This window comes from Massilia aquatica, from assembly GCF_011682045.1.
Taxonomy (GTDB): domain Bacteria; phylum Pseudomonadota; class Gammaproteobacteria; order Burkholderiales; family Burkholderiaceae_D; genus Telluria_A; species Telluria_A aquatica.
The window spans coordinates 221823-246692 of sequence record NZ_VVIW01000003.1 but is presented as its reverse complement, the minus strand read 5'-3'; the positions used below and the strand labels follow the sequence as shown (position 1 = coordinate 246692).

Here is a 24870-nt window from a genome sequence, read left to right as displayed (position 1 = left end):
TTGGTTTTTTTCGTCAAAATACATGCACAGGGCCACATGTTCGTGGTATGTCGGCAACGACATGGCGCGCCACGGACGCACGGCCGGCGCTGCCGGCGGGCGGGCTTAACCGTAGAGCATGGGGCGGAAACAGGCGGCTTGTCGTATAATCGCCGCACCTAACGTCCATTGCAGGTTCGCCTTGTCCGCCGCCATCTTACACGCACCCCAAAATTCCATCGCCCAATCGATCGCTCCGGACATGGAGGCAGTCAACACGGTGATCCGCGCGCGCCTGCATTCCGAGGTCAGCCTGGTCAACCAGATTGCCGAATACATCATCAGCGCCGGGGGCAAGCGCATCCGCCCCGTGCTGGTGTTGCTGGTGGCTAACGCCTATGGCTACAAGGGCACGGCCCACCATGAGCTGGCCGCCGTGGTCGAATTCATCCACACCGCCACCCTGCTGCACGACGACGTGGTCGACGAGTCGTCGATGCGGCGCGGGCGCCAGACCGCCAACGCGCTGTTCGGCAACGCGGCCTCGGTGCTGGTGGGCGACTTCCTGTACTCGCGTTCGTTCCAGATGATGGTCGGCCTGAACAATATGCGCGTGATGCAGATTCTGTCGGACGCGACCAATGTGATCGCCGAAGGCGAAGTGCTGCAGCTGCTCAATATGCACGATCCGGATGTGACGCAGGAAAGCTACCTGAAAGTCATCCGCTCCAAGACCGCCAAGCTGTTCGAGGCGGCGGCCGAGCTGGGCGCGCTCATTTCCGGCGCCAACGATGACGAGATCAGCGCGGCCGGCGAATACGGCCGCTCGCTGGGCACGGCCTTCCAGCTGATCGACGACGTGCTCGACTACGCGGGCGACGCCAGCGAAATCGGCAAGAACGTCGGCGACGACCTGCGCGAAGGCAAGCCGACCCTGCCGCTGATCTGGCTGATGGAAAACGGCACGCCGGAACAGCGCGAACTGGTGCGTAATTGCATCGAGCAAGGCGACGAGCAGCATTTCGACGCGATCCTGGCGGCGGTGACCAGCAGCGGCGCGCTCGACTACACGCGGCGCGAGGCGGAAATTGCCGCCAAGCGCGCGGCGGACGCGATTGCAGGATTGCCGGAAAGTTTGTACAAGCAAAGCCTGCTGCAACTGTGTACCTTTGCAGTTGACAGGAACCACTGAGCGGCATAATTTATCAGGCGTGAGATCTGACCACCCGTCGGGGTGTGGCTCAGCCTGGTAGAGCGCTGCGTTCGGGACGCAGAGGCCGGAGGTTCGAATCCTCTCACCCCGACCAGAAGTAAGGGGACTTACTATGATTCATTGAGAAAGCGGCACTAGCGCGGGGAAGTACTAACGCTTTCGTGAAAATCGTGGTATGCGGAAATAAATCAAGCTTGCCCCCCGGTAGCCAATCAGTATTGCGCCGTCAAGTACGCTCCCATGCTGCCATGCACGAACGACAAATCGGCCTTCTCCGAGGACTCAACATGCGTATCAGAGATAACTCTAAGGCTTGGTCGGAATTACCAAAAATTAGGCTAAATGCATCATCTTTCCGGGCAATTAAGTAAGGTTTCAAAAGAGTTGCCTCGTGTGAATTCATTGCCAAATCAGAAGTGCAGCGGTTCATCTTCCGTATCCGCATTCGATTGCGCCCAAACTGATTTCCAACTCCAGAACGACACGCTCCGTTAGTAGCTTTCCTTTTTCCGGAAAAAAAACATTACTAACCAGAGAAATTTTGTATCAATAAAATGCTCTGACCTCCTATATTTTAACTTCTTATCCTTTACCCCTTAACTTAGCAGGAACAGCTTTGTTAGAACTAGTTTTTGGACAGTAATATTCAAAATTGTTACCAGGATTCTTGTTTCCGGGGCTCGTTGCCATTGTTAATTTACCATTCTTTTAATTTGACTTATCGCATGCTGCTTCGTTCAATCTTCCTGATGTGTAAATTTAGAAAGTAGCTCGCACGGAGACTCAGGCTCCTCACAGGAAAACCCACCATCAGGGCCGTAGACCAACCGAGTCGCACTCGCGATAAGATTCATACTCCCGAGGATTGACTGTACTAGGGTGCCTCCACACACCGGATGGTTCCATCCGCCCCAAAAATCCTCGGTTTCCTGCCTGGTCAAGCGCTCCACGTTTTCACTGGAGCATGTCAAACACTTGGGTTCAGATTTCCGCAAAGACAAATATTCGATATAGGTGGTCGCTTCTTCTAATTGTCTTGCCATCTTCCGGAAATTTTCGGCATCGATTTCACGCGAATTGGATAGCCCTTCATCAAGTGCATGAAACGATTGGCACTCCCACGTAGTCGCAAACCATCTCCAACGTGACGTTGCGGAGCCAAGTGAACGAGATATACGGCGCACAACGGCTAAGTGGTCATCCAACGAGAGGTCCTCTATGTTTCGCAACCCATCGCATGAGAAACACCAGCCCACACACGAATTTAGCCGCATATATCGACCATTCGAAAGTCGATAGTAGAGCGGTTTATGCGAGCCGCCTCCACTCTCTTGTCGAGCGCACTTAGAACATTTGTAGCGAATTATCGGGTATCCCAATTTTCTCTCCTTATTCTATTGTTCGCGCACCTACGCACCGCTCCCCCGATAGCCAGCATAATGGACCATATTAATAAGCATTACCAAAAATACAGAGAGCATACATCCGGACCAAGAGACCAAAATAGCGACTACGGCATAACTCATCAATAGAAGCGCTACATAATTCAAAATCCTGTGTTTCCACAGGACTGCGTCTAGCCCACCAGGATGGGCGGTCGACATATATGATTGCAGCTGCGATAATGCATTTCGCATACACCACGTGTTAATCAGGGAGATCAAAACGAAGAACTCGGCCACCCAGCGGACCCAACCGGAATAGAACGCTAGAACTAAGCAAGCTAATAGTGCTAAGACGTGACAGCCACCGTAAATTTGCGCCTTTTCCGCAATAGCCCTCTTCATGGGAGATATGCTTTCCAAAGCATGTGCTACAGCTAAAGGAAAACTCACTTCTTCTGGATATTTGGGCATAAATTTTCAATGCATGTTAGTAGTTTCTGATATTTTATCATTGAAAAGTTCCATAAAAGTAAATTTTTACCATAGGAAACGATAGTTACCCCAATGAATTTCAACGAATGGCAATTTGCTGATGCTCTTTTAATAGCCTTGTGGCAACTTGACTGCCGATGCGTGGACATTCCATAGTTGATACTGTGCATACACAAGTAAAAATCGCACTTCCATGATTGCGCCGCCCCTCATCACTTCCCCTAACGAGCAGCGTTCAACGATGCGGGTGATTCAATACAACGCGACATTCCCCCTCCCGCTTGACAATCAAATTGCCATACGCATCATTTACGAATCAGCTACACGCTGACCACATCACATAGGCAGGCTTGCCTGAGCACCTACTTAAAGAATCAATGGCCTTGCTGCGCCCGGTGTTCGCCTCCAGAAGGGCATTCCACACATTCTTGGAAAATCTTGAGGTGAGCGACATGGGACGCTTCCACGACCGATGGGCTCTGGCACTGGGAGAAATTACAGGATGCTTGGATGACGAATACTGCGTTACTGGCACAGACGCAGCATCTAAGTTCCCTGACCACGCTCAGGAAACAGGCCAAGCTTAAATTTGAAGGAAGCTACGCTTGCGATTTCGGCGCTGAAATCTCGCGCGTTCACTTTTGTACCATCCGGTCCGCGACGACATTTGAATTGCAGTACGCCCACCTCTTCGTCGAAAAATTAGCGGTGCCATGCAACTCTCGTTATCGCGCCAAGTCATCAAAAGACACCTCGCAGAATCATCTACGTCAAGCACCGCACAATTTCAGCGCTGAAGTCTCTAAGATGAACGAACACCTGACCGACTGACGCTGGTTCCTAGCGCGACGGGCCTGCGTCGATATTGCTCGCTGACCCTGTTCGTCAGGAGCAGCCAGAACCATCACTCCAAGTATTAACTCTCTCTGCGTCCGCCGTTTTGGCCGATGCATTTGGCATCCTTCTAACTGAAAAATTTAGAATATACAAAGGAACAATATAAACGTATTCACATCAAACTGAGTATGTCCCGCAACTCCTCTCGCGCTCTTATAGCGAGCCTGTACAACAACGAGGAAATATTTGCCACGTCCAGCGGTTACCAATCGGGCTGTGCGTTGCATGCATTGGGGCTTCCCCCCTCCTGCCTCAAGGAAACTCGTTCAACTGGAGCTGGATGGACAGAGAACGTTTCTTGGGCAAAGTATTGGATACGCACCGGAAGAGCGAGTATTCTTTGGCGGAGTCGGCAGCGCGTGGAGACTGTAGCGCGCACCTCAAGATGCGTAGACGAGCCGCCTCAATGGGCGGCTTTTTCGTTTGTCATCTTTCTTCGACTTCGTTGAAATGAATACCAATGCATACCAATGCATACCAAAGAGCTCTTGGTTACGGTTTCGCGCAACTATGCGCAAGTAAGCGGAGCGGTCACCAAATCATTGTTTTTACAAGGCGTTGGTAGGTAAAGGAATCACGATTTGCCGTTGGGGTATGGCTCAGCCTGGTAGAGCGCTGCGTTCGGGACACAGAGGCCGGAGGTTCGAATCCTCTCACCCTGACCATCCTCCTTGCTGCACCAGCGCATAGCTTGTCCGCAAAGTGTCTGCATCTCCCAACAGCACCTCGTCGATCGCGCCTTTTCCATCAGTAGTATGGAGCACTTAGCGTTAAGCTGCCATGGCCGGGTAAGGCTTCACGGCCGCGCCAAGCCTCAGGCTCGGCTGGTCTGTACATGCGCATTCGACCGCTAATGCGCACCAACTCCGTATAAGTTGCGTTGCGTGCGGAAATTGCACCTGGGGCATCGGTATCAAAGCCCACGATGGCCCATGCACCGCAGCTGAGCTGAAGCAGAAGGTCAGTGCAGCTCAAGTCGAGGTGGCGTTCTCATCAAAAGTCGCGGAAGCGGAGAGGGGTGTTCGCCGCCGGGTTACTAAGCAGGCATTATCCGAGATTCAATTTGACGCCTTGGTGAGCCTGGCATACAACCTCGGCATCCCAGGCTCATCGGACATATTCGACCTCGTCGGCAGCGGCAACCTGAAGGCGGCTGGACGGCTGATCGCATCAATGACAAAAGCACGGGTCAAGGGACGCGACGGCAAGACGAAGTTCGTTCTTTTAAGGGGCTTGATCATCCGCAGGGCTGGCGAAGCCGCGCCCTTCCTGTCGTCTGAAAAATAGCCGGGGCGCCAATACGATGCAAATTCTTCAATCCACACTATCGCACGTGTTTGTCGGTGTCCTCGGCGCTGTCATTGCATTGAGCGCGCGAGCCGGTGAAGCGAACAATGCCGATATTTTGGGCAAATGGACAGTTGTTACGGCCCTTGACTCAGCCGATGTAACCGCGATAGACGATAAACAGGCGAAACGCCTGGTCGGAAAACCGGTAAGCATCAGCAAGGACAGTTTCGCCTTCGACGGCCGCGTATGCAGGTCGCCGACCTACGCGCGAACGCAGGAGCGCACTGCCGACTATTTTCGCGAGCAGATGCACGCGAGCACCGACAAGCTGCACTTGCCCGCGACAGTGACACCCATTGATGCCAGGTGCACCTTCCTGTTCCCCAAGGCCGATGGGAAATTGATGTTCCTGTGGAAGGGCTTCTTCTTCGACGCGCAGCGAAAAAAGCCCTGGCAGAACCGTCGCTGACGCCCGCACGGGGCGTCGCGCCGCTTTACCGGCTGGCCACCATCATCACGCCGCGCTCATCAATCACAAGCTGGGTCTGCAGGTTGCGCGTCGCCGATACCTTGCCGTTGACATACAACGTGGTCTTCATCGTGTAGGTACCCTGCGATACCGACTGCGGCAAGGTCATGACGAAGGAATTCTCGAAGCGTCCGCCGCTGTTGTTGGTGAGCGGCTTCTGACCGCCCAGGAATTGCTTGCCGGACTGGTCAAATACCTGCAACTCTTCACGGACTTCGGTCACCTTGTTCTGCGAGCCGTTGACCAGTTCGACGGTCGAGTTGACCCGCACCGGCTGGCCACGCTGGGCCGTGCTGGCGATCGTCGGCGTGTAAGCCAGCACCTGGGGGTCGGCCGGCAGGCGGTTGTTGGCCTGGATGTAGGCCTGGTCGACCTGCGCCGCCGTGCGCGTCTGGCGCGAGTTGGCGTTAATCGCCAGGCAGCCAGCGGCACCGACGGCGCCACCGGCAAGCGCGCCTTTCACAGCACCCTTGCCGCCCTTGGTCAGGCCGCCCAACAGGGCGCCAATGGCCGCGCCCGCGAGCGCCGCTTGGCCCACGCTGCACGGATCTTCGGCGCCGGCGTTGCGCGGCGAATCGGAGGCGTTACGATAGACATCACCCTGCTGGGGAGGCATCGCGCAGCCGCCGACGATGCTTGTGACCAATGCCAGGGCAATCAGTTTTGTCGATGTATTTTGCATGGCTCTTCCGGGTTGTGAATTTATCTGAGGGTCGATTCTTGTTGCAATACCTGGTGTTCGCGGTCGTTGATACGCTGCAGCATGCTGTCCAGACGGGGATTGTTCGGATCCATCCGGCGTGCGCTTTCCACGTAGGTTTTGGCGGCATCGAATTTTTTCTGCGACAGCGCTGTCTCCGCCTCGCGCAGGAAACTGCCCGCCATCTCCGCCTTGACTGCGGCGCCGCTGTCCGCTTCCTGCTTACGACTCGGTGGCGGTGGCGACGGGCGCGCCGCTTCCTGCACCCGGACCGGGGCCGGGGCAACCGGCCTGGCAGGCTCCGGCGCCGCTGCGACAGCACGCGTCACGGCTGCCTCGGCGGCCGCCGCCACCGACTGGGCGAGCTCCTTCTTGAGCGAAGCCAGATCGGGGTTCTCGCGGTTCAGGCCAAGCAGGCGTGCATACGCCGTCTTTGCCGCAGCGACGTCGTTGGCGTCGAGCGCTTCACGCAGGATGGCTTGCGCAGCCTGCGTTGCCACGACTGCCGCAGTGAGTTTGCCGCGCGCCTGCGCGGCATCCGGCTCGGCCGAACACCTGCTAGAGAGCCGGTTCAGCGCCTCGCGCGCGCTGGCGAGCTTGTGGTCATCGAGGTGGCTGTCGATGGTGCGGAAGCTGCGCAGGCAACCGCTGCTGGCCGACTCGGCCGACTCGAGTGCCGTTTGCAGCGACTGCGCCTTGTTGCGCAAGTCCCCGGTGCAGCTGCCATTGGCCAGCAGCGCCTGGCTGCGCGCACCCGCCATGTCCTTGGCCAGCAAGGCCTTGTTGCCTGCATCGAAAGCGGCATTGCAGGCGACTTCGTTCTGGTCGGGCTTGTTCTTGAAGTAAAGGAACAGACCCGCCGCGATCACAGCCAGCACGACCCACTTGCCGAACCCGCCTTTTTTAGGCGCGACAGGCGCCGGCGGGACAGGGAACGATGGCGGGGTGCCGCGCACGCCCTCGCGCGCCGCGACGGCAGGGCCCGCCGCCGCTGCGGGAACGGCGGGCCCTGCCGGACCTGGGCGCGCTGCGGGAACCGCTGGCGCCGGCGCGGCTGCCGCTTCGGGCGCGCGCCTGGCGCGCGGCGCGGGCGCGGCCTCGCCATCGGCTGGCGCAGCCACGGCGGCGCGCGCCGCTGGCTTGTTTGCGCGGGCCTGGGCCGTCGTACCGTCCCCGCAGAACGGGCAGTATTTCACGTCGCTACAGAGCGGGGACGCGCATGTGGTACACGATTTCACAACAAATTCCTTAAACCAGAGGTGGAGGCATCATCGGCGCGGCCGGCGCCTGGAGCAGCAGCGCCAGTTCCGGCAACTGGCCCAGCTCGCCCCAGGCGGTCAGGCCCACGCGCCAGACCTTGGTGCCGGCAACGGCGATCTGGCCGGACTGGACCATCTGCACCACCTGCATCGCGCCGAACGGGCCGTACTGCTGGCCGCCCACCCCAAGGTGATACTGATGCTCGACCAGCGGCGGCGGCATTCCACCCAGCGGCGGCGGCATGCCCGGCATCGGCGGCATGGCCGGCGCCAGGCCCGGCAAGCCCGCCGCGCCAGGCGTGACGGCCGCGCCGGCAGCGGCGCCGCGCGCCAGCAGCGCCGCCATGGCGCCCGTTTCGAGCATCTCAGGACGCATGGCAAATTTCAGGCGCGGCTGACCATCGTCGCCCGGCTCGCGCACTTCGTAGTCGTAAGCATCTTCATCCGAATCGGCCACCACCACAGCCCAGTCCTTCAGGCTGTTCTGCAGGCGCTCGTCGAGCTGGTCCAGTTCGCGCTCGCCCATGCCCTTGCGGCGCGCTTTGTCGCGCAGCTCATGCATGACTTCGCTCGATATGGCGCTGGCGAAACCCTTGCGGCTCTCTTGCGCGCCGGTGGCGTCCTCGACCAGTTTGGGCGTGTACACGGCGGTCTCGTAGAAATGCGCCAGCGCCGCCAGGGCCGCGGTCTGCTCGGCGTCGCATTCGGCCAGGCGGTCTTGCACGCGGCTGACGATGGCGGCGCGGTAGGTCGACGGCAAGCCGTTCTGGCGCACGGCGCGTTCGTTGCCAATGCGGCGCACGTCGCCCCGCGCCACGGCGAACTGGTACTGGCCGCGCGGCACGATGCGCTGCGTCGAGCGGGTCAGTATGCCCAGCATGACAGCGAGCAGGTAGTACTTGAAGTCTTCGGCCAGGCGGCCAATTTCTTCGGTCGACGGCGCCATCGGGTGGCTGAACTGGGTCGCGTCGATGTGCGTGTGGGTCGGATTCTTTTCGGCTTCCTTGCGGTAGCTGGTGCGCCAGCCGGGCATGCCGCGCAGGACTGTCATGGGAATCCCGGACAGCTCGCAGTAGCAGACCGCGCGGCCGGGCACGCCGGTTTCGACGATTTCCAGTTGCGCCGCCGTAATCCCGGCGTGGGTCGGAATGCCGGCGCCTAGTTCATCGCCGAACTTGGCCTTGAACCTGGCGGCGCCGGCCACCCCGATGAAGCATTTGAACTGGTCGGCCTTGACCGTGAAGTCGCCCGCCAGGTTGGCGTCGATCCACGGCATGGAACAGGCCAGCAGCTTGCGGAACTTGTCCATGCGCTCGGCCGGATTCATCTGTTCAAGTGCATCGAACAGGGGATCCGATGCCGCCGTGTCGCCATCGGTGGCGCTGGCCAGGGCCAGTTGTCGCTCGGCCATGCGCTTGACCTTGAGCAGGATGTCGGCACGCTGGGCCGGTTCACCGAGCATCGGGAACAGCGCCCTGGAACCGCCCAGGTCCTTGAAGGCGTCGTCGGCCCATTCGCGCAGCTGGGCCGCACCCGGCAAGGCCACCTCGGGCTGGTTGACCTGGATGGCGATCAGGGTGGCGTGGTCCTTGCGCAAATCCTGCTGCAGCACGGCGTTGGAATGCTGGAGCTGGGCCAGCATGGCCAGCACCGCTTCGCGGCCGGCCTGGAATTCGCCGACCAGGCCGTTCCAGTGGGCGCGGCCCTGGGCATCGACCCCGGTGCGCTTGCCCAGCCAGGCCGACAGCTCGGTCATGAGCGCCACGGCTTCGTCGGCGGCCTTGGCGCGCAGATGGAATTTGAGGGCATTGGCAATTTCGGTGCGCAAGTGATCCATGACGGTCACGGCCTGCTTCTCGCCGCCGCCGAACAGGCCGCCACGGGTCTGCTCGAGGTTGGCCAGCAGGCGCTCGTACTCGCGGGTGCGCACGGCTTCCTTGATTTCGCGGTAGCGCTCGGCATTCGTGCTCAGGGCGTTGAGGATGCCGGTGCCGGGCGATTCGAGCTTGTCCTTGATCTGTTCGACCAGCGAGAGCACGTATTCGAGGCCGCCGAATTCCTTGTTGTCCAGGTAGGCATACAGCTGGGTGCGGATATTGCCCTTGATTTGTTCCAGCACTTCGCGGCGCCGCTTGGTAACCCGGTCTTCGGTGGTGTCGGCGGTCGAATCCTGGTCGCGCACGGCATCGCGTTCGAGCTGCTTGACCGCTTCGCGCACTTGCGCCGGCCATTCCTTGCGGTCGAAGCCGCTCTTGATGGTGTCCATGCGCACGTTGACGCGCTGTTCCACCCCGGCCAGCAGCAAGCCATTTTTGTCCTGCAGCAGGTTGTCGACGATGGCGTACTCGTCGAACTGGCCGCTCGATCGTTTCAGCTCGATGGCGCTGTCGGAAAACTCCGGAAAATCGCTGAATGGCGTCTTGTTCAGCGCCATTTGCGCGGAGGTGAATTCATCGCGCTGCTTGTCGGTGGCGCGGTTGGCGCCCACATCGCTGCCGCCCACCCCGAAGAAGGCCATCAGCATGGCGCCGGCCCAGCGGTAGGCGCGTTCGTCGCGGCGCGCTTCCTGGCGCGTGTCGAGCACGGCCTGGCCGAACGAGGAAAAGCGTTTCGAATACGACAGGCGCATGTCGGCAAAGCGGTTCTTCGGCACCAGTGCATCGTGCAGGAAGTTCTTGTGCTGCGCCTGGTTGACGGCCACCGAGCGCTTCTTGCGCGCGAAGTCGCCCGAGGCGAAATCTTCGAACAGGGCGTCGGCCACCATGTGGTAGACGTCCTTGACATCCTTGGTGTGCTGCTGCGCCAGGTTGCCCGAATCGATCAGGTAGACTTCGTGGTAGGGCTCGCGCGGCAATTCCGGCTGGTCGTAGGCATCCCAGCGGCCCACGTAACCCTTGTTGCCCAGCATGGCCGATTCGAGCTCCATCAGCGCGGCGTAGCCATTCGCTTCGGTGCGGTCCTTGTTGGCGCCCGCATAGCCGGTGGGCAGGAACAGCATCAGTTCGACGTCGGCGTGGCCGACTTCCGACTTGGCCAGCCAGCGCGCCATCAGGCCCATGTCGAGGAAGGCGCCGGAACCGGTGCCGCCGGCCACCGAACCGACGATGACGATACGGAATTTGCTCGTTTCCATGCGCAAGCCGAGTGCGCTCAGCTGGCTTTCGTGCGACAGGCCGGCCTTCAGGTTCTTCAGCTTGAGGCGGATCTTGTCGCGGATCTTGATGTATTTGTCGAACAGGTACAGGCGCGAGACGGCGCGGATCTGGCCCGCGCCCTTGGAAGGATCGATGCCCAGTTCACGGATTTTCTTGGGCGTGAGCGACAGCCATTCCTTGATGTGCGGGTATTTTTCCAGGGCGTCGTCGTCGCGGCTGTACTTGTCCATGTCGAAGCCTTCGACGATTTTTTCATCGTCGGTGAACTTGACCTGGTCGAACTGCAAGTCTTCCGACTGGGCCCGGCCGCTGTCGACGATGGCGCCGGTATCGAGGTCGAACTGGATGAATTGCGCAACCGGGAACTCGGTCAGGCTCTCGATGCGCGTGCGCGCGCCGGAACCGCCCCACATCGTGTTCAGGATACGCCGGCGCACCCGCATCAGCACTTCCATCCCGGTACCACCGATGCCTATGAAAAGCGTGGGGCGCAGGTCGATGCTCTGCTCCGCCTTACGCTCGTTGCCGGCGCCGATAGTCTGGTTGAGATTGTCTGCCATGATGCTTGGATTCCTTGTGAACTGTCAGTGGTGCGGGGGAAATTACTTGCGGCCGGAGAGGATCATCAGGACCAGGGCGACGATCGCCACCGCGCCGAGCGGGCCGAGGAACATGGGCGCGACGAACTTGGCCGAATTGACGACTGCCAGCACCACGGCGGTGGCCAGGCTGGCCATGAAAATGAACATCCACCAGCCGGCGGCATTGGCCTTGGCCGGCGGCACCCGTTTGCCGACGAGTCCGTTGGCGTAGGCGTTTTTCGCGAAAAAGAAGGCGATGAACAGCACCAGCAGGACGGCGCCGCCGATCATCATGTCGCGCGAGCCGGTGTTGACCGCTTCGGCGGGCAAGCCCGGCATTTGGCCTTCTACCGTGGTGGTCGCAGCAGGCGCCGCAGTATCGGTCGCAGGCGCGGCCGGCGCAGCCGGGTTAGTTTCGACCGGCGCCGGCAAGGCGAAGCCGGCATTGTCTTTTTTTTCTTGCATGATGGTTCCTGGGCGAGGTGAAAAGCGAAAAAGGAGATGGCGTCAGCCAAGGGTTAGCGTATGTCCCGGCAGCACGCTTGAGACTTGCGGGCCGCCGACACCGCGCCGTAGCGTGCCCACCGGATTGCCTTCGCCATCCTGGATGACCAGGCTGCGGAAGGGTTTGAGCACGACCTGGCGGCGCACGCCGTCGACATGGACGGCGTAGCGCGTGCTGCGGGACGACAACAGCAACAGGCCCAGCAGCGCCGCCACGAAAGCGAACACGGCGCCGATGACCACCAGCACGGGCAGCATCGGATACTGGACCCGCACCAGCAGCGGCACCCGGGTCATCGAGACGCGCACGCTGGCCGGTGGCACGAAGACGTCCGAGATCGGGTCGCCCGGAAACAGTTCGGCCATCTCCGCCTTGAAGCTGTCCGGCAGCGCCAGCTGCTGGTCGGACAGGCCCAGTTCGACGGTCATGGGGATCGTCACCTGCTTGCCCATGGCGGCCATCGACTGGCGCGACCAGGCCGAAGGCACTTCTTCCAGCGGCAGCTTGAAATTGACTTCGATCGACTTGCGTTCGCCCGGAGCGAGGTTGTCGATGTTGGCCGGCGTAACCTCCAGCGGCACCGTGCGCTGGCCGACCCGCAGTGTCCCCTGCACGCCCGCATGGCCGATCAGATACGGATAGAACAGGTTTTCCAGCGAAGCCTTCAGGCGCACCGCCGGCACCAGCTTCGATGCCTCGACATCGAGCACCAGGGTGCGCTGGTCGCGGCCGATGCTGGCCTTGATGTCCGGCGTATTGAGGATCGATTCGGGCACGATGCGCACGCCGTCCTGGTCCACCGGCTTTAAGCGGGCCGGCTGGCGCGTCAGGATGGCCGACAGCCTGCCATTGGCCAGGATCTTGTTGAGCTCGTCGCCGGCTTCCTTGCCGTAGGCGAGCGCGTAGACCATCAAGCCGCGCGCCGCGAATTTCTTGCCTTGAACGGGCATCTTGAGCGGGAACACGAGGGTGCGCGTGATGGACGGCTCCAGGTGCAGCATGCGGTAGAAATCGAGATTGCGCGCCGCGGTGGCGGGGTCGTTGCCCGGACTGTTCTTATTGTTCGTGAAAATCCAGATGATGCCCGGCCTGGCCCCGAAGGTCGTGCGAATGACGCTGCCGATGGCTTCCTGGAAATCCGTGTCGGCCAGGGCCGAGTTGGGACCTCCCTTGCGGGCCAGTCCCAGCGCGGCCAGGGACGGCATGACGGCGCCTGCGGTACCGATCTCGCCCAGCGCCAGCGGCGAGACATTGGTGCCGCTGGTCTGGCTGAACGCGAGCAGGGTCAGCTTGTCGCCGGGGCTGGCGGCGGCACCCGCGACGGCGGCGATGAGGGGCTTGAACTGCGAATCCGGATCGGTATAAAACGGCTCCATCCAGCCTGAATTCTGGACCAGGAATGCTTGCTGGACGGCGCACGCGGGGGCAAGCCATGCGGCGCCCAGGACAAACGCGACGGTCAACTTCGGGAACAGCCGGCCAAGCGCGCTCATACCGCCACGCCCCAGCCGATGATCCGCTGCATGCCCGGATGATAGGCCCACAGGGCGCCCTGGTGGACGAATACGCGCATGTCCCATGGCTGCGGCACGGGGATCGTTTGAATCACGAACGCGCTGCTGCGGTCTTCGAAAATCAGTTCGGCGCGCATCTTGTCGTGCGAATTGAGCAGCGCGGTCAGGCTCGATGTACTGGCCATCTTCAGCGCCAGCACGCCACCGTTCAGTTCCAGCAAGGGGAACACCACCGCGTTGGCGGCGCCGTCGTCGCCGTGTTCAGGTTCCAGCCACGGATCGACGCCCGGATACATGGTGCTGAAGCGGTAGTTGACCGTACCCGAGCACAGGCGCGGCGTGAGCGCGGGCACGCGCTCCCAGCGGGTGGTTCCGAGGCGCACGTACACATAGGTGTCTTCGGTGCCGGAAAAGCACAGTTGCCACAGCACGCCGGCACGCGAGAGGTAAGGCGAGCCGAATTCGAAGTGGGGCATGATGTCTTGCTGCCAAGGAATGAAGCTGGCGGAAACCGACCCGTCAGGCCCCGTCTGCAGACAAATCTGGCCTTTTCCACAAGGCCAGACCGCCGTCCGCCCATAGGCGACGGGCCGGCTCACTTCGCCAATATCGTGAACGTTGCCGAGTAACAAAGGCGGGCCCTCTTCACCTTCGGTATCGACGTTGACCATCTTGAGCATGCCGCTGCGGTCGGTCACGGGCACCCACACCCTTTTTTCGAAGGCGATCGGCGCAGCCTGCGCCGCACCGTCACCGAAATAGGCAACACGATACTGTAGTGCCGCAAAATCCGGCTGCAGCAGCACCAGGCCATTGTCCGTCGCCAGGAACAGACAGCTGTTAAATTGCACCATCAATTCGGCGCGCCATGCACGATGGGACAAATGACATTCGGACAGCAGGGCATCCTCGCCCGCCAACGGCTGCCAGGCCTGCGCGGCCGGCAGCCATGCAAATACCGCGCCCTTGCTGGTATCGATGGCAATGAGCGCACTGGCGCGGGTGCCGAAGGGCGCGGAAAAGAATTCATACGCGCCGGGCGGCGGCAAGGGCATTTCCAGCGGCGGCTCGCCATCGGGCTCGCCGCCTCTCAGCAAGGCGCTGTCGATCGATTGCGCGCTTTGCTGCAACCCCACGGCCAGCTGCGCCGACGGGTCGTTCACCGAACGCGCGCCGCTCGGTGCAATCCAGACCGCCTCGCTGCTACGGGCTGCCTGCAGGGGCGCGCCGTCCAGCGGCGAAAACTCGAACTCGGGCGGGTAAGCCGGGCCGGAACCATCCGGCGCGGTACGCATGTGCATCGCCTGGACCAGATCTGCGGATGTGAATAATGGAGAAACCGGGAATCCCATCCTGGTTTCAGTCAGCCGCAATTCGGCTCCGCCGCGCTCCATGGACCATGTGCCCGATTCCAGCGCCCAATTCGCGCCCTTTGATTGATCCGTCACTTCTGTAGCGCTCCAAAAACTTGTTCGAGTTAATCCGGTTCGGTGCAATGGCGATCGACAGACATCGATGATCGCGCTGGCATCTGCGTTTTATCAGCTTGCTTTTTCCTGCCAAATACATCGGCAATAAAATCTCCGGGCTTCTCAATCCGCAACAGGATGACTCACCATTGCGCATGATGTCGACGCATTCAAACAGCCCGTTATGCATGCTAAATAGCATCTAACAGCACGGAACTGACGAGGGAATACGAGGGAGATCATGCCTAACAACAACTGCGAAGGATGAGAGAGCTCAACGTTCTATTCAAACACAGAACATCGATTTCAACAAGCCACAACAGGCGACAATCATTCCATGATAACTCACTGAAAGGGCAATTATTCGACATCAGAACAAGACAATAAGTTCCAACAGCATCCGTCAAGACAGTGTTTCTATTAAGAATTAGCCTGCATCGGGCCACCTTCGGAGATATCGTTCCAGGCAGAAATTGACAGGCGCGGGTGCCGACTTTCATTACTACTGATCCACGCTTGCAATATACCATCAAATACCACTTAAGAACATTTCCATAAAACAATTTATTGTGTCCACGTGCCAAGATTCGCTTGCTTCGACAGGCCCTTCAGGAGCACAGGCGGCTTCTCTTCCTGCCATTTCTTGATCGTCGCGATCGGTGCATGGCGTGGGAGCGCCTAAAGCGCGCCGTGCTTGTCAACATTGGTGTGCTTGCGCAGCGTTGATGCCAGTAGTCCATTGCTTGTTGAGTTGCGCATGATCCTTGTCGGCGCGTGTCCATGCCGCCGCGATCCGTTGTTATCGCGCCAGCGCAGAGCGCCGCGCTTGGTGAGCCACAGGCGCGCATGGCACACTTGGCGTTTCGCCAGTCCCCGTCACTTTCTGATGCACAAGATCATCCTTCGATTGGCCGGCCTTTGCGGCATGCTGCTGGCATCGCTGGCGCTCGCCTGCCCCGCCCACGCGGCCACCCTCACCTATCCACTCACCAGCGAAGGCGTCGACAGCCGCTACGACTACGACTGGGCGGTGCTGCGCGCGGCGCTGGAAAAAACTGTCTCCGCCTTCGGCGCCTTTGAGCAGCGCCATTCGGCGGCCGCAATGTCGCCCTCGCGCGTGGCCCAGGAAATGGCGACGCCGTCCGGACGCATCAACATTTTCGTACGCGCCAGTTCGCCGGAACTGGAAACGCAATTCCTGCCCATCCGCCTGCCGGTCGACCGCGGCCTGCTCGGCTACCGCCTGCTGCTGATCCGCCAGACCGACCGCGCACGCTTTGCCCGCGTGAAATCCGCAGCCGACCTGCGCCCGCTGCGCGCCGGCGTCGGCCAGGGCTGGGTCGACATCGCGATCCTGCAACACGCCGGCATCAGCGTGGTCGAAGGCAGCAACTACGCCGGCCTGTTCGCCATGCTGGCGGCGGGACGCTTCGACTTTTTCTCGCGTTCCGCCGATGAAGCCCTGCGCGAATTGAGCGAACGCCATGACGCCTTCCCGCAGATGGAAATCGAACCGACCTTGCTGCTGCATTATCCGCTGCCGCGCTACTTCTTCCTGCGCCGCGACGCCGAAGGCGCGCAGCTGGCGCGCCGCATTGAAGCGGGTATGGAAATGATGATCCGCGACGGGTCGCTCCATGCCCTGCTCCTGCGCTACAAAGGCGACATCATCGCCAGGGCGGCGATGACGCAGCGGCGCGTGATCCGTCTGCCCAATCCCCGCCTGACGCCGCAGACGCCGCTGGCGCGCGGGGAACTGTGGTTCGACCCGCTGACCGGGAAATAGCTCAGCTCCTGCCACCGAACGCAAAACGAATCCGTGCCGGAAGTAGTCGGTGCCGAAACTGCCATCGCACAGTGTCGGCGATTCCAGAGTCCGAGGCCGCCAGCCTCGGGTTACACCGCCGGCAGTGCCGCGCGATCTTCGACAATCCGATCGCGTGCCCGGTTGATCATTCGCGCCCGTTTAGTGCCAAATTCAACGACTGCCTGGTCCAGGCCGATGAATTTCTCCGGATGAACCCGACTGATTTTCCTCTGAAATGCTTGTTTGATTTGCTCATTGGAACTGCTGCGATCGCCCCCAATAACATCGTCCGGATCCGGTTCCTCGGGCGTCGCCCTCGCCCGCCTGGGCCGACTGTAATAGATTCACTTTATTTTTCGAGTACTATATTTTCACCATAGCATCTCTGGTTTTGCGCAACCGTCCGCTGCTTGGCCGACGGTCACCCTGAAGTAATTAAATCATCCGTGGCGAAAGCTTCCCAAATTATCTTGCATGCGCAAAAGTTTCCATACGGACATTTAATAAGTCATTTACAAACCCCCTTACCATTAACGCCTCCAGGTCATCAATCATTCCATCATCAACGCGATAAGCACTAAAATAACAAGCCAAATCAAATAATTCAAGTTGCGTGTCTTTTGGCTGCCGTAATTTTTCGTAGCCTGGCTTAAATTCCTGATTTCGTTCCGGATGGCGTACGAGCGATATTTTCTGAATATCTCGCTTTCGGTTGTACGCCAGATTCATTTCTTTCCATATCGTCTGCTCTCTGGCTTTTCCGACATATAATGCACGTCCCCGGGAATCATAAAATATATATATCCCATGACTTTCACGAAGCGCATCTCTTAATCCTTTCGCATATAAATTTGCACCAGCTCCCCCATCGAAAACCAACCAGCCAGCGCCTTGGGCAGATTCACACCTATTAATTGAGTAAAATTCAACTATAGGTTGAATAGTCTCAAATTGGGACTTACGTACCGCTGCGGAGCGAGATTTTGCCAAAGCGGATGCAACCTGCAATGCGCTCAAATCTTCATCTCTATTCTTCCAATTGCTAAGCGTTCCTACCGTTACCCCTAATGCATCTGCGAGTTCAGATTGGGAAGTTGTGCCAAGTTTGCTGGATAACGCCGAGATAAGTTCAGCAGCTTTCATGTTCTATTATTTCCCATATCGTCTAGATAACTTAACCGTAAATTATTAATTCTCACCGTCTTGATGGCCGGATGCTGGCCCAGTTAAACAGGGTCGGTAAGCTGCTCGACTATCACACCCTTGATCAACCTACCAGGTATCAGTGTTTTGTACTATGGAGAGAAGTACTGTCACACCCGCTCCATTTGCATCCATGACTTGTTTGTCGTGATTTCTAGAGTCATTGAAATAATCGATTACCCGATCTCAATCAGGGGTATTCCCAAGTTTGCCTTTCCTTGAGTTGCCACCCATCCGCAAGATATCGTTGACGATAGAAGACCAGCCACCGGCAAGTCTGTCTTTATAATGACAGGTTCTTCCAGTCGAAAACGTTGGTAACTATAGAGGAAAAATCCAAATTAATGTCTACGCTCAACACTCCACGGACTCAACCTCACGACTGCGTTATTATTTACTAGTAAAAGATACTGAAATTCACCACTCCTTTGCTCTCCCCATAATGGCATGGTTCGGAGCGGCGCACTAGAGAACTCTTCTCCCAAAATGAAGATGCACCATAAAAAAATTCATTATCCAAGTCATAAAACCACCTCTGAGTTTCATTATCAATGGCTTCTGATTTTTTGGCCTGGAAAAAGCTTGCTTGAGATGTTACTGTTGTAGTGCTCATCACTGGGCACCTCGAATTACCGGTAATTTCCGCGTAATCGCCGGTCGCGATGCCGGCAGTTGCGTTTTTTGATGTCAGACCGAGCCGCTTCCCGCCTGTTTTATGGGCGCTGAACCTCGTTTTGTGCAGTCAGGACGGACTGCGGGCGTCAGAACGCCTCGACCCTGGCCTCCTTCAAATAGACCAGGCGCCGCAAATTGTAGGCGGCGACCTTCCAATTGAGCTGCAACGTGGCGCGCGCCAATCCGATCGTGCGCAGGCCCTTGCCGCCCATCTCGGCCAAGCCGGCAAACACATGCTCGATCCTGGCGCGGGTCTTGGCGATGCGCGTATTGCGCCGCTTTTGGGTTTCCGAAATTGGCTTGCCCTTGCTTCCTTTGCGCTGGATATGCATGCGCCAGCCCTGCCGCGTCAACCTGTCCTCGCGCTCGCCATCCACGTAGCCTTTATCTACCAGGACGTTGCGATTGGTATTCGTGGGGTCGAGCACCGCCTCGAAATGAAGGGTGTCATGCTCGCTGGCCGTGCTGACCTTGATCTTGCGTACCAGCTTGTAACGTTTGTCTGCATTAGCCGATACCTTGTAGCCGAAGTAGGACTTGCCATGCTTCTTGGTCCAGCGCGCGTCCATGTCTTTCTGCCGGCGCTTTGCAGGCTTCCAGTCGATGGGCATGGCGCCTTCTCCAACGAGCGCCTTTTCCTCTTTGTTCATTGACTGCTTCGGCGTTTGCACGATGCTCGCGTCAACCATCTGACCGCCACGCGCAATGTAGCCATGCCTGGAGAGCTGACGGTTGACGGCTTCAAAGATACTCTCGCTGGCACCGGCCTTGAGCAAGTGCTCCTTGAACGTCCAGATCGTTGTCCGGTCCGGTATCTGACTACTGGAACGCAGTCCAACAAAGCGCTGGAAGCTCAGGCGATCGAGCAACTGGAATTCCATTTGTTCGTCGCTCAGGTTGAACAACTGCTGGATCAGCAGGACGCGAACCATCAGTTCGGTCGGGAATGGAGGACGCCCGCCGCGTTCGCGGCCGGGACGCGGAGCCGCTTCATCAACCGCATCGGCAAGCGCGACGAAGTCGACATGCTGCTCCATCACCTTGAGCGCATCACCAAGCTTGTTCAGCTTAGCTTCGCGCTCTTGGTCGGCAAACAGACTCGTCTTGATCATGAAATTAGGTCAGCAACGTGGAGCCGTTATGATGCCACGGCTGCGCCGGTTTTTCGAGGTGCCCCACTGATGCCTTGCTCAGGTTGCTCTCCAACGCCGGCTGCTCCATGCCAGCACAATGATCCCGACAGCGTTCACCGCGCCCAACCCCAAGGAATCGACAGTGACCGGCAGCGCCCGCAAGGCGATCGCCAAGGCGACAATGACCGCACACGTGGTCATCAACGTTCCCGCCAGCAACCAGCTGCCCAAGACGTTGGGACGGCCAAAACCGGTCAGGGACAGGCCCGTCAGCAGGCAGCTCAGGTAAATGCACCAGTTGATCGCCAGGCTTTTCCCTGGCTCTGCCGGCAACGCGATGCGCCAGGCCAGCAGCAGCGCCGCAGCGATGAGCAAGAGCCCGAGCACATTGATATACCGGATCAGTTGACCCGATACGCTGGGCGGCACCGCTGCCCGGTCGGCCTGGAGCTGCCGCGCCGCTGCCAGTTCCTTACTGACGCCAAGGTGCGTTGCATGCAGCGCTGTCAGCTTCTCTTGCGTTGCCTGCGCCATCTTGAAGGCGTTACGCGCCGTGTGCCGCTCCTGTTCCAGTTCCGCCGTCAATGAAGCGACTTGTGCCTCGAGATTCTTTTCCCGCTTTCCAAACAGCGCCATGCGTATCCTGTCGATTGTTTAACCATGTCATAGCGCCGCACCGGCCCGGCTTGAACGCCTCGCCTGGCCGGCCGCCCCGAAGATTCGATAGGGCAATTTTATTGTCTTAATAGAAAAATAGAAAGAGTTGGTTATTATTATATTTCAGCAATATTTTTTGCTAAGATGGATGGTTTCGGCGATCTTGCCGTAAAGCGTAGTGAGAATGCAGCATCCCGATTCCCTTTTCACCGATCCGCCAGAGCCACTTTGAGCCTGACCTTACCAACTACAGGATGCATCAATGCAGCAACAACATACCAGTCTGGGCGAGCAAATCGGCAACCTGCCGGACGAATCCCGGCGCAAGCGCCGCGTCCGTTTTCACCAGGGCTGGTGGCGCGCGTTCGTGCTGGCCGAGACTGCCGGCCCGCATCCCCTACGCCCTGGCGACACGGTGTGCAGCATGCTCAACAACGGTGAGTCGTCGGAAAAGAATTTCTTTGGCCCCGGCACCATCGAGGCAGTGCGGGAAACACTGGACGAACATAAAAACCAAGCCGGCGGCATGATCGACGAACGGCGCCTGTTCAATAACATGCTGTCCAGCCAGCCGCTGTTGTTCAATTTTTTCGGCCCGCTCCGCAAGAACCTGCCGCTGGCAACCCACCTCGTGCAGGCCCTGATCCCGTCGATCGATGAGGTCACGGCGATCCGTTTCGAGTACGCACCGGAACAGTGGATCGACAATTCCGCCTTCGACGTGAAGCTGGAAGTGACAGCGCAAGGCCAACGCGGCTTGATCGGCCTCGAAAGCAAGTTTACCGAACCGTTTTCGCCAACCATCTACGACACCGCCCAGTACGAAGAGATCGCAACGCGCTGCGGCGCATTCAACGTGCCGTACCAGGCGTTCATGACGCCGGCATTGAACCAGCTGTTCCGCAACCAGCTCATCGCCGAACACGAGATCGAGCAAAAGAACGTCGATTTCCGGATGACCGGCCTGTTCTGCGAACCGGGCGACGCCAGCGCCATCGCGACCGGGCAGGCGTTCGGCGCGCTGCTCAAGGATGGCGCTTCCTCATTCCACATCATTACCTTTGCCCGGTTCATCGAGGCGCTGCAGATGCTGCCGCTGACATGGCCGCAGCGCGAGTGGAGCATGATGCTGTGGGCGCGCTATTGCGGCCAGGCGCTCAGCGCCGGCGCTTACGCCGCCGGCCAAGCCGGGTAAGATGCGTGCGGTCCGCTGTCGCGCAGCAGCAGTCCGGCCCATGGCCTGCTGTGCCCGCTGTTGACACAGCGTCCCATTCCTGGCCCTGCCACGACCATCCATCCTGGCGGCCGTTTAACATCAAGCAACTAAGATCGACCACATGACACACGATTCCAACCTTGTCGGCCAGCTCGACGCCGCCGAAGATTCCTACAAGCGCAGCCGCCTGCGCACCATGCAGCGCGTGGCGCTCGGCCTGCTGCTGGCGGCCGCCGTGCTGTTCGCCATCGCCCGCTCGCAGCGCGGGCAACATCCTGCCTGGGCGTATCTCGAAGCATTCGCCGAAGCGGCCATGATCGGCGCGGTTGCCGACTGGTTTGCCGTGGTCGCCCTGTTCCGCCACCCGCTCGGCATTCCGCTCTGGCATACCGCGATCATTCCCAACAGCAAAGCGAGCATCGGCGCCAACCTGGGCAGCTTCGTGGAAAACCATTTTGTTACCGAGCAAGGCGTGGCCGAGCGCATCCGCCAAGCCGACCTGGCCGGCCGTGCCGGTGCATGGCTGGCCGACCCGGTCCATGCCGGACAAGTGAGCCAGGCGCTCATCGGCGTTCTGGCGCAGGCGCTCGACAAGGTGGACGACGAGGCGATGCGCATCCGTATCCGCGACCTTGCCAGCGCCGAGCTGGGCAAGCTGGACCTGTCCGGCCTGGCCGGCGGCTTTCTCGACACCATGATCGGCAAAGGCACGCCCCAGGCGCTGCTCGATCCGCTGCTGGAAAAGCTGATTACCTGGCTGGGCGACGACGGCAACCATGACACCATCGGCGAATTCATGCTGCGCTGTTTCGCCATCGAGAACGCGATGGTCAAGTCGATGGTGATCGGTTACGCGCCAAAAGTGATCGGCTCGCTGCGCGAACAGGCGATCGACGTGCGCATGAACCGCGAGCACCCGCTGCGCGGCAAGCTCGACAGCTGGCTGGCCGACAGTGCCGTGCGCCTGAAGGCCGATCCCGGCTGGAAGGAATCGGTGGCGCGCTACCAGGCCGACGCCTTGCGCAGCGCGGAACTGCAAGCCATGCTCGGCGGGATCTGGGATACCTTGCGCCAGCGGGTGAAGGCCGATCTGCAGGGCGCCGATCCGGTGCTTGCCGCCACCGTGCGCCAACTGGTGCAGGAATGCGGACGCGTGCTGGGCGCCGACCCCGGCGTGCGCACCTGGCTCAACAGCGCGATCGAGGCCGGCAGCGCGGCCCTGGTGCAGCGCTACCGCGGCGACGTGGGCAAGTTCATCGAGCAGCAGCTGGCCAAATGGTCGAAGGAAGAAATGAGCACGCGCATCGAGCTGGCCATCGGGCGCGACCTGCAATTCATCCGTATCAACGGCACCGTGGTGGGCGGGCTGGTGGGGCTGCTGATCCACGCGGTCGCGCAGTGACCGGTCCCGCAATCGACGCTGTATCGGACGCCTGCCCATGCCAATCCATGTTTAAATTTCCATCGCGGTCAACTCTGGAGAAATGAACATGGCGGAAGAATTCAAGGCAGGCGACAAGGTAACGTGGAACTCGCCACAAGGGACGGTGCACGGCACGGTCAAGAAAAAACTGACCTCGCCTGGCCATATCAAGGGCCATGACGTAGCGGCCTCGCCCGAGCACCCTGAATATCTGGTGGTCAGCGACAAGACCGGCGCCGAAGCGGCGCATCGCGCCAGCGCGCTGAAGAAGATATAGCCGCGCGCGTTCCGATGACAAAGCCAGCCGCCTTCCTGAGGACTCAAACCGGATGAACGACGCCTATCGACGCATCTGCAGGCAGCTTGGGCTGCCGCTTCCCGGCCCGTTTTCACAAGACTGGGAATGCGAGTTGCCGGGAAAATTCAGGACGGTTGATTGGCTGGAAAAATACCTCGCCTATCATGCAGCTCCCGGCTGCTCAAGCGACGAGCGGGAAATCATGATGGAATTGATGCTTGAGACCGCAAATGATCTCGCAAATCAGACCGGCCAGGATGTCCATGTCGACAAGGTGATCGACGCACTCGCCAGAAATCACAGAATTCATTGGGAAATGATCGATTACTGGGCGCTCGAGGATTCGACGCTGGAAGATGCGTTTGCCTTGACGCCAGCCATCCGGCTGCTGAAAGCGGCATTGCTGCGCCCTTCGTCCCGGCGCAGGAAAAGTGCGCAGCATGCCAGGCGCGCGTCGCCAGACCATCGACAATGACCGGCCCAAACCGAATCCCCCGCGCCTGCGGCAAGGAGTAAAACGATGATGACTTTTTCCGGAATCGGCGATTTGCTGGCCCACCAGGATGCGTTTCCCGAGAGCGGATGGATCTTCGTCGAGAAGAGCTTCGACACGACATCGGAAAAAGACATCAGGGAAGGCCGGTTTTATATCGCGCAGGACGACGATGAAAAATTCGACCTGGAGGAAACCCATTGCACCTGGCTGGAAGCGCCCATGTTCCAGGCGATCGTCGGCGAAAGACTGGAAAAGAATCCTGCGGCGCCAGTCGGGGAGCTGATCGCCGCCGCCGTCTATTATCTGGACAAAGACACCTTCATGCCATGACAATCAAACCAGTCAGCGCCGGCCACATGAACAGAGAAAAGCTGAGCGCGATTTTCCTGGAACATGAACATGCTTACGCCAGGCTGCTCAACCAGGCGCAATCGCGTGGCGTATCCGAAAAATGGGGCACCGGACTGCCCCCGCTGACCCTGGAGCCCTACGATAATGAACTGCGCGGAGAGACGCCCTCCCCGTTTCTGAAACGAGCAACCGGTCCCGGAAAAAACCGTTTCAGCTACCTGTTCGACCAGCAGGGGCGTGTGGTCGCGATGACGTGGTATTCGGCGTTGATGGACGACGGCCTGTGGATGCACGCGGACGAGGTTACCACCTACGACGGCGATGGCGTCTGCGAATTCAGGTTCGCCAGCGTGTGCGGCACTGAGGCGACGGCGAGCTTGCAAAGAGTGACGTACGGCGCGCTGCACGACGGCCGCATCCAACAAACCTGGACCTTGCACGCCGGCGGCGACTACACCGAAGCGGATTTCCGCTACGAAGATGGGCGCGTCAGTGCTGTCTGCATGCGTCTGTGGTACGAAATTTATATAGAACGGCACTTCAGGGTGAAGCACGACGCCGGCCGCGTCTCAGTTACCGAAGCGGCGAACGGGAAAATCCACCAGATCTACCCACGCCGCTGACATTTCCAAAGCCGCGCATG

General features: G+C 59.4%; 21 protein-coding genes and 2 tRNA genes. 13 read left to right on the top strand and 10 right to left on the bottom strand.

Translation table 11 applies throughout. From position 1 onward, the window contains the following. Window positions 1–181 precede the first annotated feature (181 nt). The 6 genes from ispB (at window position 182) to F1609_RS07105 (ending at window position 5725) form a co-directional block, all read left to right on the top strand. Window positions 182–1171, top strand: a complete 990-nt coding sequence (gene ispB, locus F1609_RS07130; protein ID WP_167075794.1) for an octaprenyl diphosphate synthase — start codon at window positions 182–184, stop codon at window positions 1169–1171. Between the two features lie 38 nt (window positions 1172–1209). Then, window positions 1210–1286, top strand: a tRNA-Pro gene (locus F1609_RS07125). A 2293-nt stretch (window positions 1287–3579) separates the two neighbouring features. Next, window positions 3580–3900, top strand: a complete 321-nt coding sequence (locus F1609_RS07120; protein ID WP_167075793.1) for a hypothetical protein — start codon at window positions 3580–3582, stop codon at window positions 3898–3900. A gap of 654 nt (window positions 3901–4554) precedes the next feature. After that, window positions 4555–4631 (top strand) — tRNA-Pro (locus F1609_RS07115). Between the two features lie 205 nt (window positions 4632–4836). Further along, window positions 4837–5253, top strand: a complete 417-nt coding sequence (locus tag F1609_RS07110; protein ID WP_167076040.1) for a glycoside hydrolase family protein — start codon at window positions 4837–4839, stop codon at window positions 5251–5253. Between the two features lie 16 nt (window positions 5254–5269). Continuing rightward, on the top strand, window positions 5270–5725 hold the full coding sequence (locus F1609_RS07105) for a hypothetical protein (protein ID WP_167075792.1): 456 nt from the start codon (window positions 5270–5272) through the stop codon (window positions 5723–5725). A gap of 25 nt (window positions 5726–5750) precedes the next feature. On the opposite strand, the gene F1609_RS34055 is transcribed toward F1609_RS07105, so the two are convergent. From F1609_RS34055 to F1609_RS07075, 6 genes are read right to left on the bottom strand one after another with little or no spacing between them, the layout of a single operon-like run. Further along, entirely contained in the window at window positions 5751–6467 is a 717-nt protein-coding gene (locus tag F1609_RS34055) for a hypothetical protein (RefSeq protein WP_187362946.1), read from the bottom strand. A gap of 20 nt (window positions 6468–6487) precedes the next feature. Beyond that, window positions 6488–7681, bottom strand: a complete 1194-nt coding sequence (locus tag F1609_RS07095; protein ID WP_167075601.1) for a hypothetical protein — start codon at window positions 7679–7681, stop codon at window positions 6488–6490. 52 nt (window positions 7682–7733) lie between these two features. Beyond that, the gene (locus F1609_RS07090; protein WP_167075791.1) at window positions 7734–11459 is read right to left on the bottom strand and encodes a tubulin-like doman-containing protein; all 3726 of its coding nucleotides are present in this window, start codon (window positions 11457–11459) and stop codon (window positions 7734–7736) included. Between the two features lie 42 nt (window positions 11460–11501). Next, a complete protein-coding gene (locus tag F1609_RS07085) occupies window positions 11502–11945 on the bottom strand; it encodes a hypothetical protein (RefSeq protein WP_187362945.1) in 444 nt (147 codons plus the stop codon). Between the two features lie 42 nt (window positions 11946–11987). After that, window positions 11988–13478 (bottom strand): hypothetical protein, encoded by a 1491-nt coding sequence (locus F1609_RS07080; protein WP_229421698.1) that lies wholly within the window; start codon window positions 13476–13478, stop codon window positions 11988–11990. Then, a complete protein-coding gene (locus tag F1609_RS07075) occupies window positions 13475–14794 on the bottom strand; it encodes a hypothetical protein (RefSeq protein ID WP_167075790.1) in 1320 nt (439 codons plus the stop codon). Before F1609_RS07075 ends, F1609_RS07080 begins: the two co-directional genes overlap by 4 nt. A gap of 1060 nt (window positions 14795–15854) precedes the next feature. On the opposite strand from F1609_RS07075, the gene F1609_RS07070 reads away from it, so the two are divergent. Beyond that, window positions 15855–16754 (top strand): transporter substrate-binding domain-containing protein, encoded by a 900-nt coding sequence (locus tag F1609_RS07070; protein ID WP_229421696.1) that lies wholly within the window; start codon window positions 15855–15857, stop codon window positions 16752–16754. Between the two features lie 486 nt (window positions 16755–17240). On the opposite strand, the gene F1609_RS07065 is transcribed toward F1609_RS07070, so the two are convergent. From F1609_RS07065 to F1609_RS07050, 4 genes are all read right to left on the bottom strand, one after another. Further along, a complete protein-coding gene (locus F1609_RS07065) occupies window positions 17241–17918 on the bottom strand; it encodes a helix-turn-helix domain-containing protein (protein WP_167075789.1) in 678 nt (225 codons plus the stop codon). 457 nt (window positions 17919–18375) lie between these two features. Continuing rightward, the gene (locus F1609_RS07060) at window positions 18376–18591 is read right to left on the bottom strand and encodes a hypothetical protein (protein WP_167075788.1); all 216 of its coding nucleotides are present in this window, start codon (window positions 18589–18591) and stop codon (window positions 18376–18378) included. A gap of 148 nt (window positions 18592–18739) precedes the next feature. Continuing rightward, entirely contained in the window at window positions 18740–19765 is a 1026-nt protein-coding gene (locus F1609_RS07055) for an IS5 family transposase (protein WP_167075787.1), read from the bottom strand. A gap of 78 nt (window positions 19766–19843) precedes the next feature. Beyond that, window positions 19844–20422 (bottom strand): hypothetical protein, encoded by a 579-nt coding sequence (locus F1609_RS07050; RefSeq protein WP_167075786.1) that lies wholly within the window; start codon window positions 20420–20422, stop codon window positions 19844–19846. A gap of 283 nt (window positions 20423–20705) precedes the next feature. Here F1609_RS07050 and F1609_RS07045 point away from each other — a divergent pair, with 283 nt between their 5' ends. The 6 genes from F1609_RS07045 to F1609_RS07020 all read left to right on the top strand — a co-directional run bounded on the left by F1609_RS07045 (window position 20706) and on the right by F1609_RS07020 (window position 24850). After that, the gene (locus F1609_RS07045) at window positions 20706–21638 is read left to right on the top strand and encodes a PGN_0703 family putative restriction endonuclease (protein ID WP_167075785.1); all 933 of its coding nucleotides are present in this window, start codon (window positions 20706–20708) and stop codon (window positions 21636–21638) included. Window positions 21639–21780: 142 nt separating this feature from the next. Beyond that, window positions 21781–23061 carry a DUF445 domain-containing protein gene (locus F1609_RS07040; protein WP_167075784.1) on the top strand — a complete coding sequence of 427 codons (1281 nt, stop codon included), beginning with the start codon at window positions 21781–21783 and terminating at the stop codon, window positions 23059–23061. A gap of 88 nt (window positions 23062–23149) precedes the next feature. Beyond that, the gene (locus tag F1609_RS07035; protein ID WP_167075783.1) at window positions 23150–23359 is read left to right on the top strand and encodes a hypervirulence associated TUDOR domain-containing protein; all 210 of its coding nucleotides are present in this window, start codon (window positions 23150–23152) and stop codon (window positions 23357–23359) included. 52 nt (window positions 23360–23411) lie between these two features. After that, the gene (locus tag F1609_RS07030; protein WP_167075782.1) at window positions 23412–23855 is read left to right on the top strand and encodes a hypothetical protein; all 444 of its coding nucleotides are present in this window, start codon (window positions 23412–23414) and stop codon (window positions 23853–23855) included. 45 nt (window positions 23856–23900) lie between these two features. Further along, on the top strand, window positions 23901–24206 hold the full coding sequence (locus F1609_RS07025) for a hypothetical protein (protein WP_167075781.1): 306 nt from the start codon (window positions 23901–23903) through the stop codon (window positions 24204–24206). Further along, window positions 24203–24850 carry a hypothetical protein gene (locus tag F1609_RS07020; protein WP_206752950.1) on the top strand — a complete coding sequence of 216 codons (648 nt, stop codon included), beginning with the start codon at window positions 24203–24205 and terminating at the stop codon, window positions 24848–24850. The genes F1609_RS07025 and F1609_RS07020 overlap by 4 nt, the downstream gene beginning before the upstream one ends. The last annotated feature ends 20 nt before the right edge of the window (window positions 24851–24870 follow it).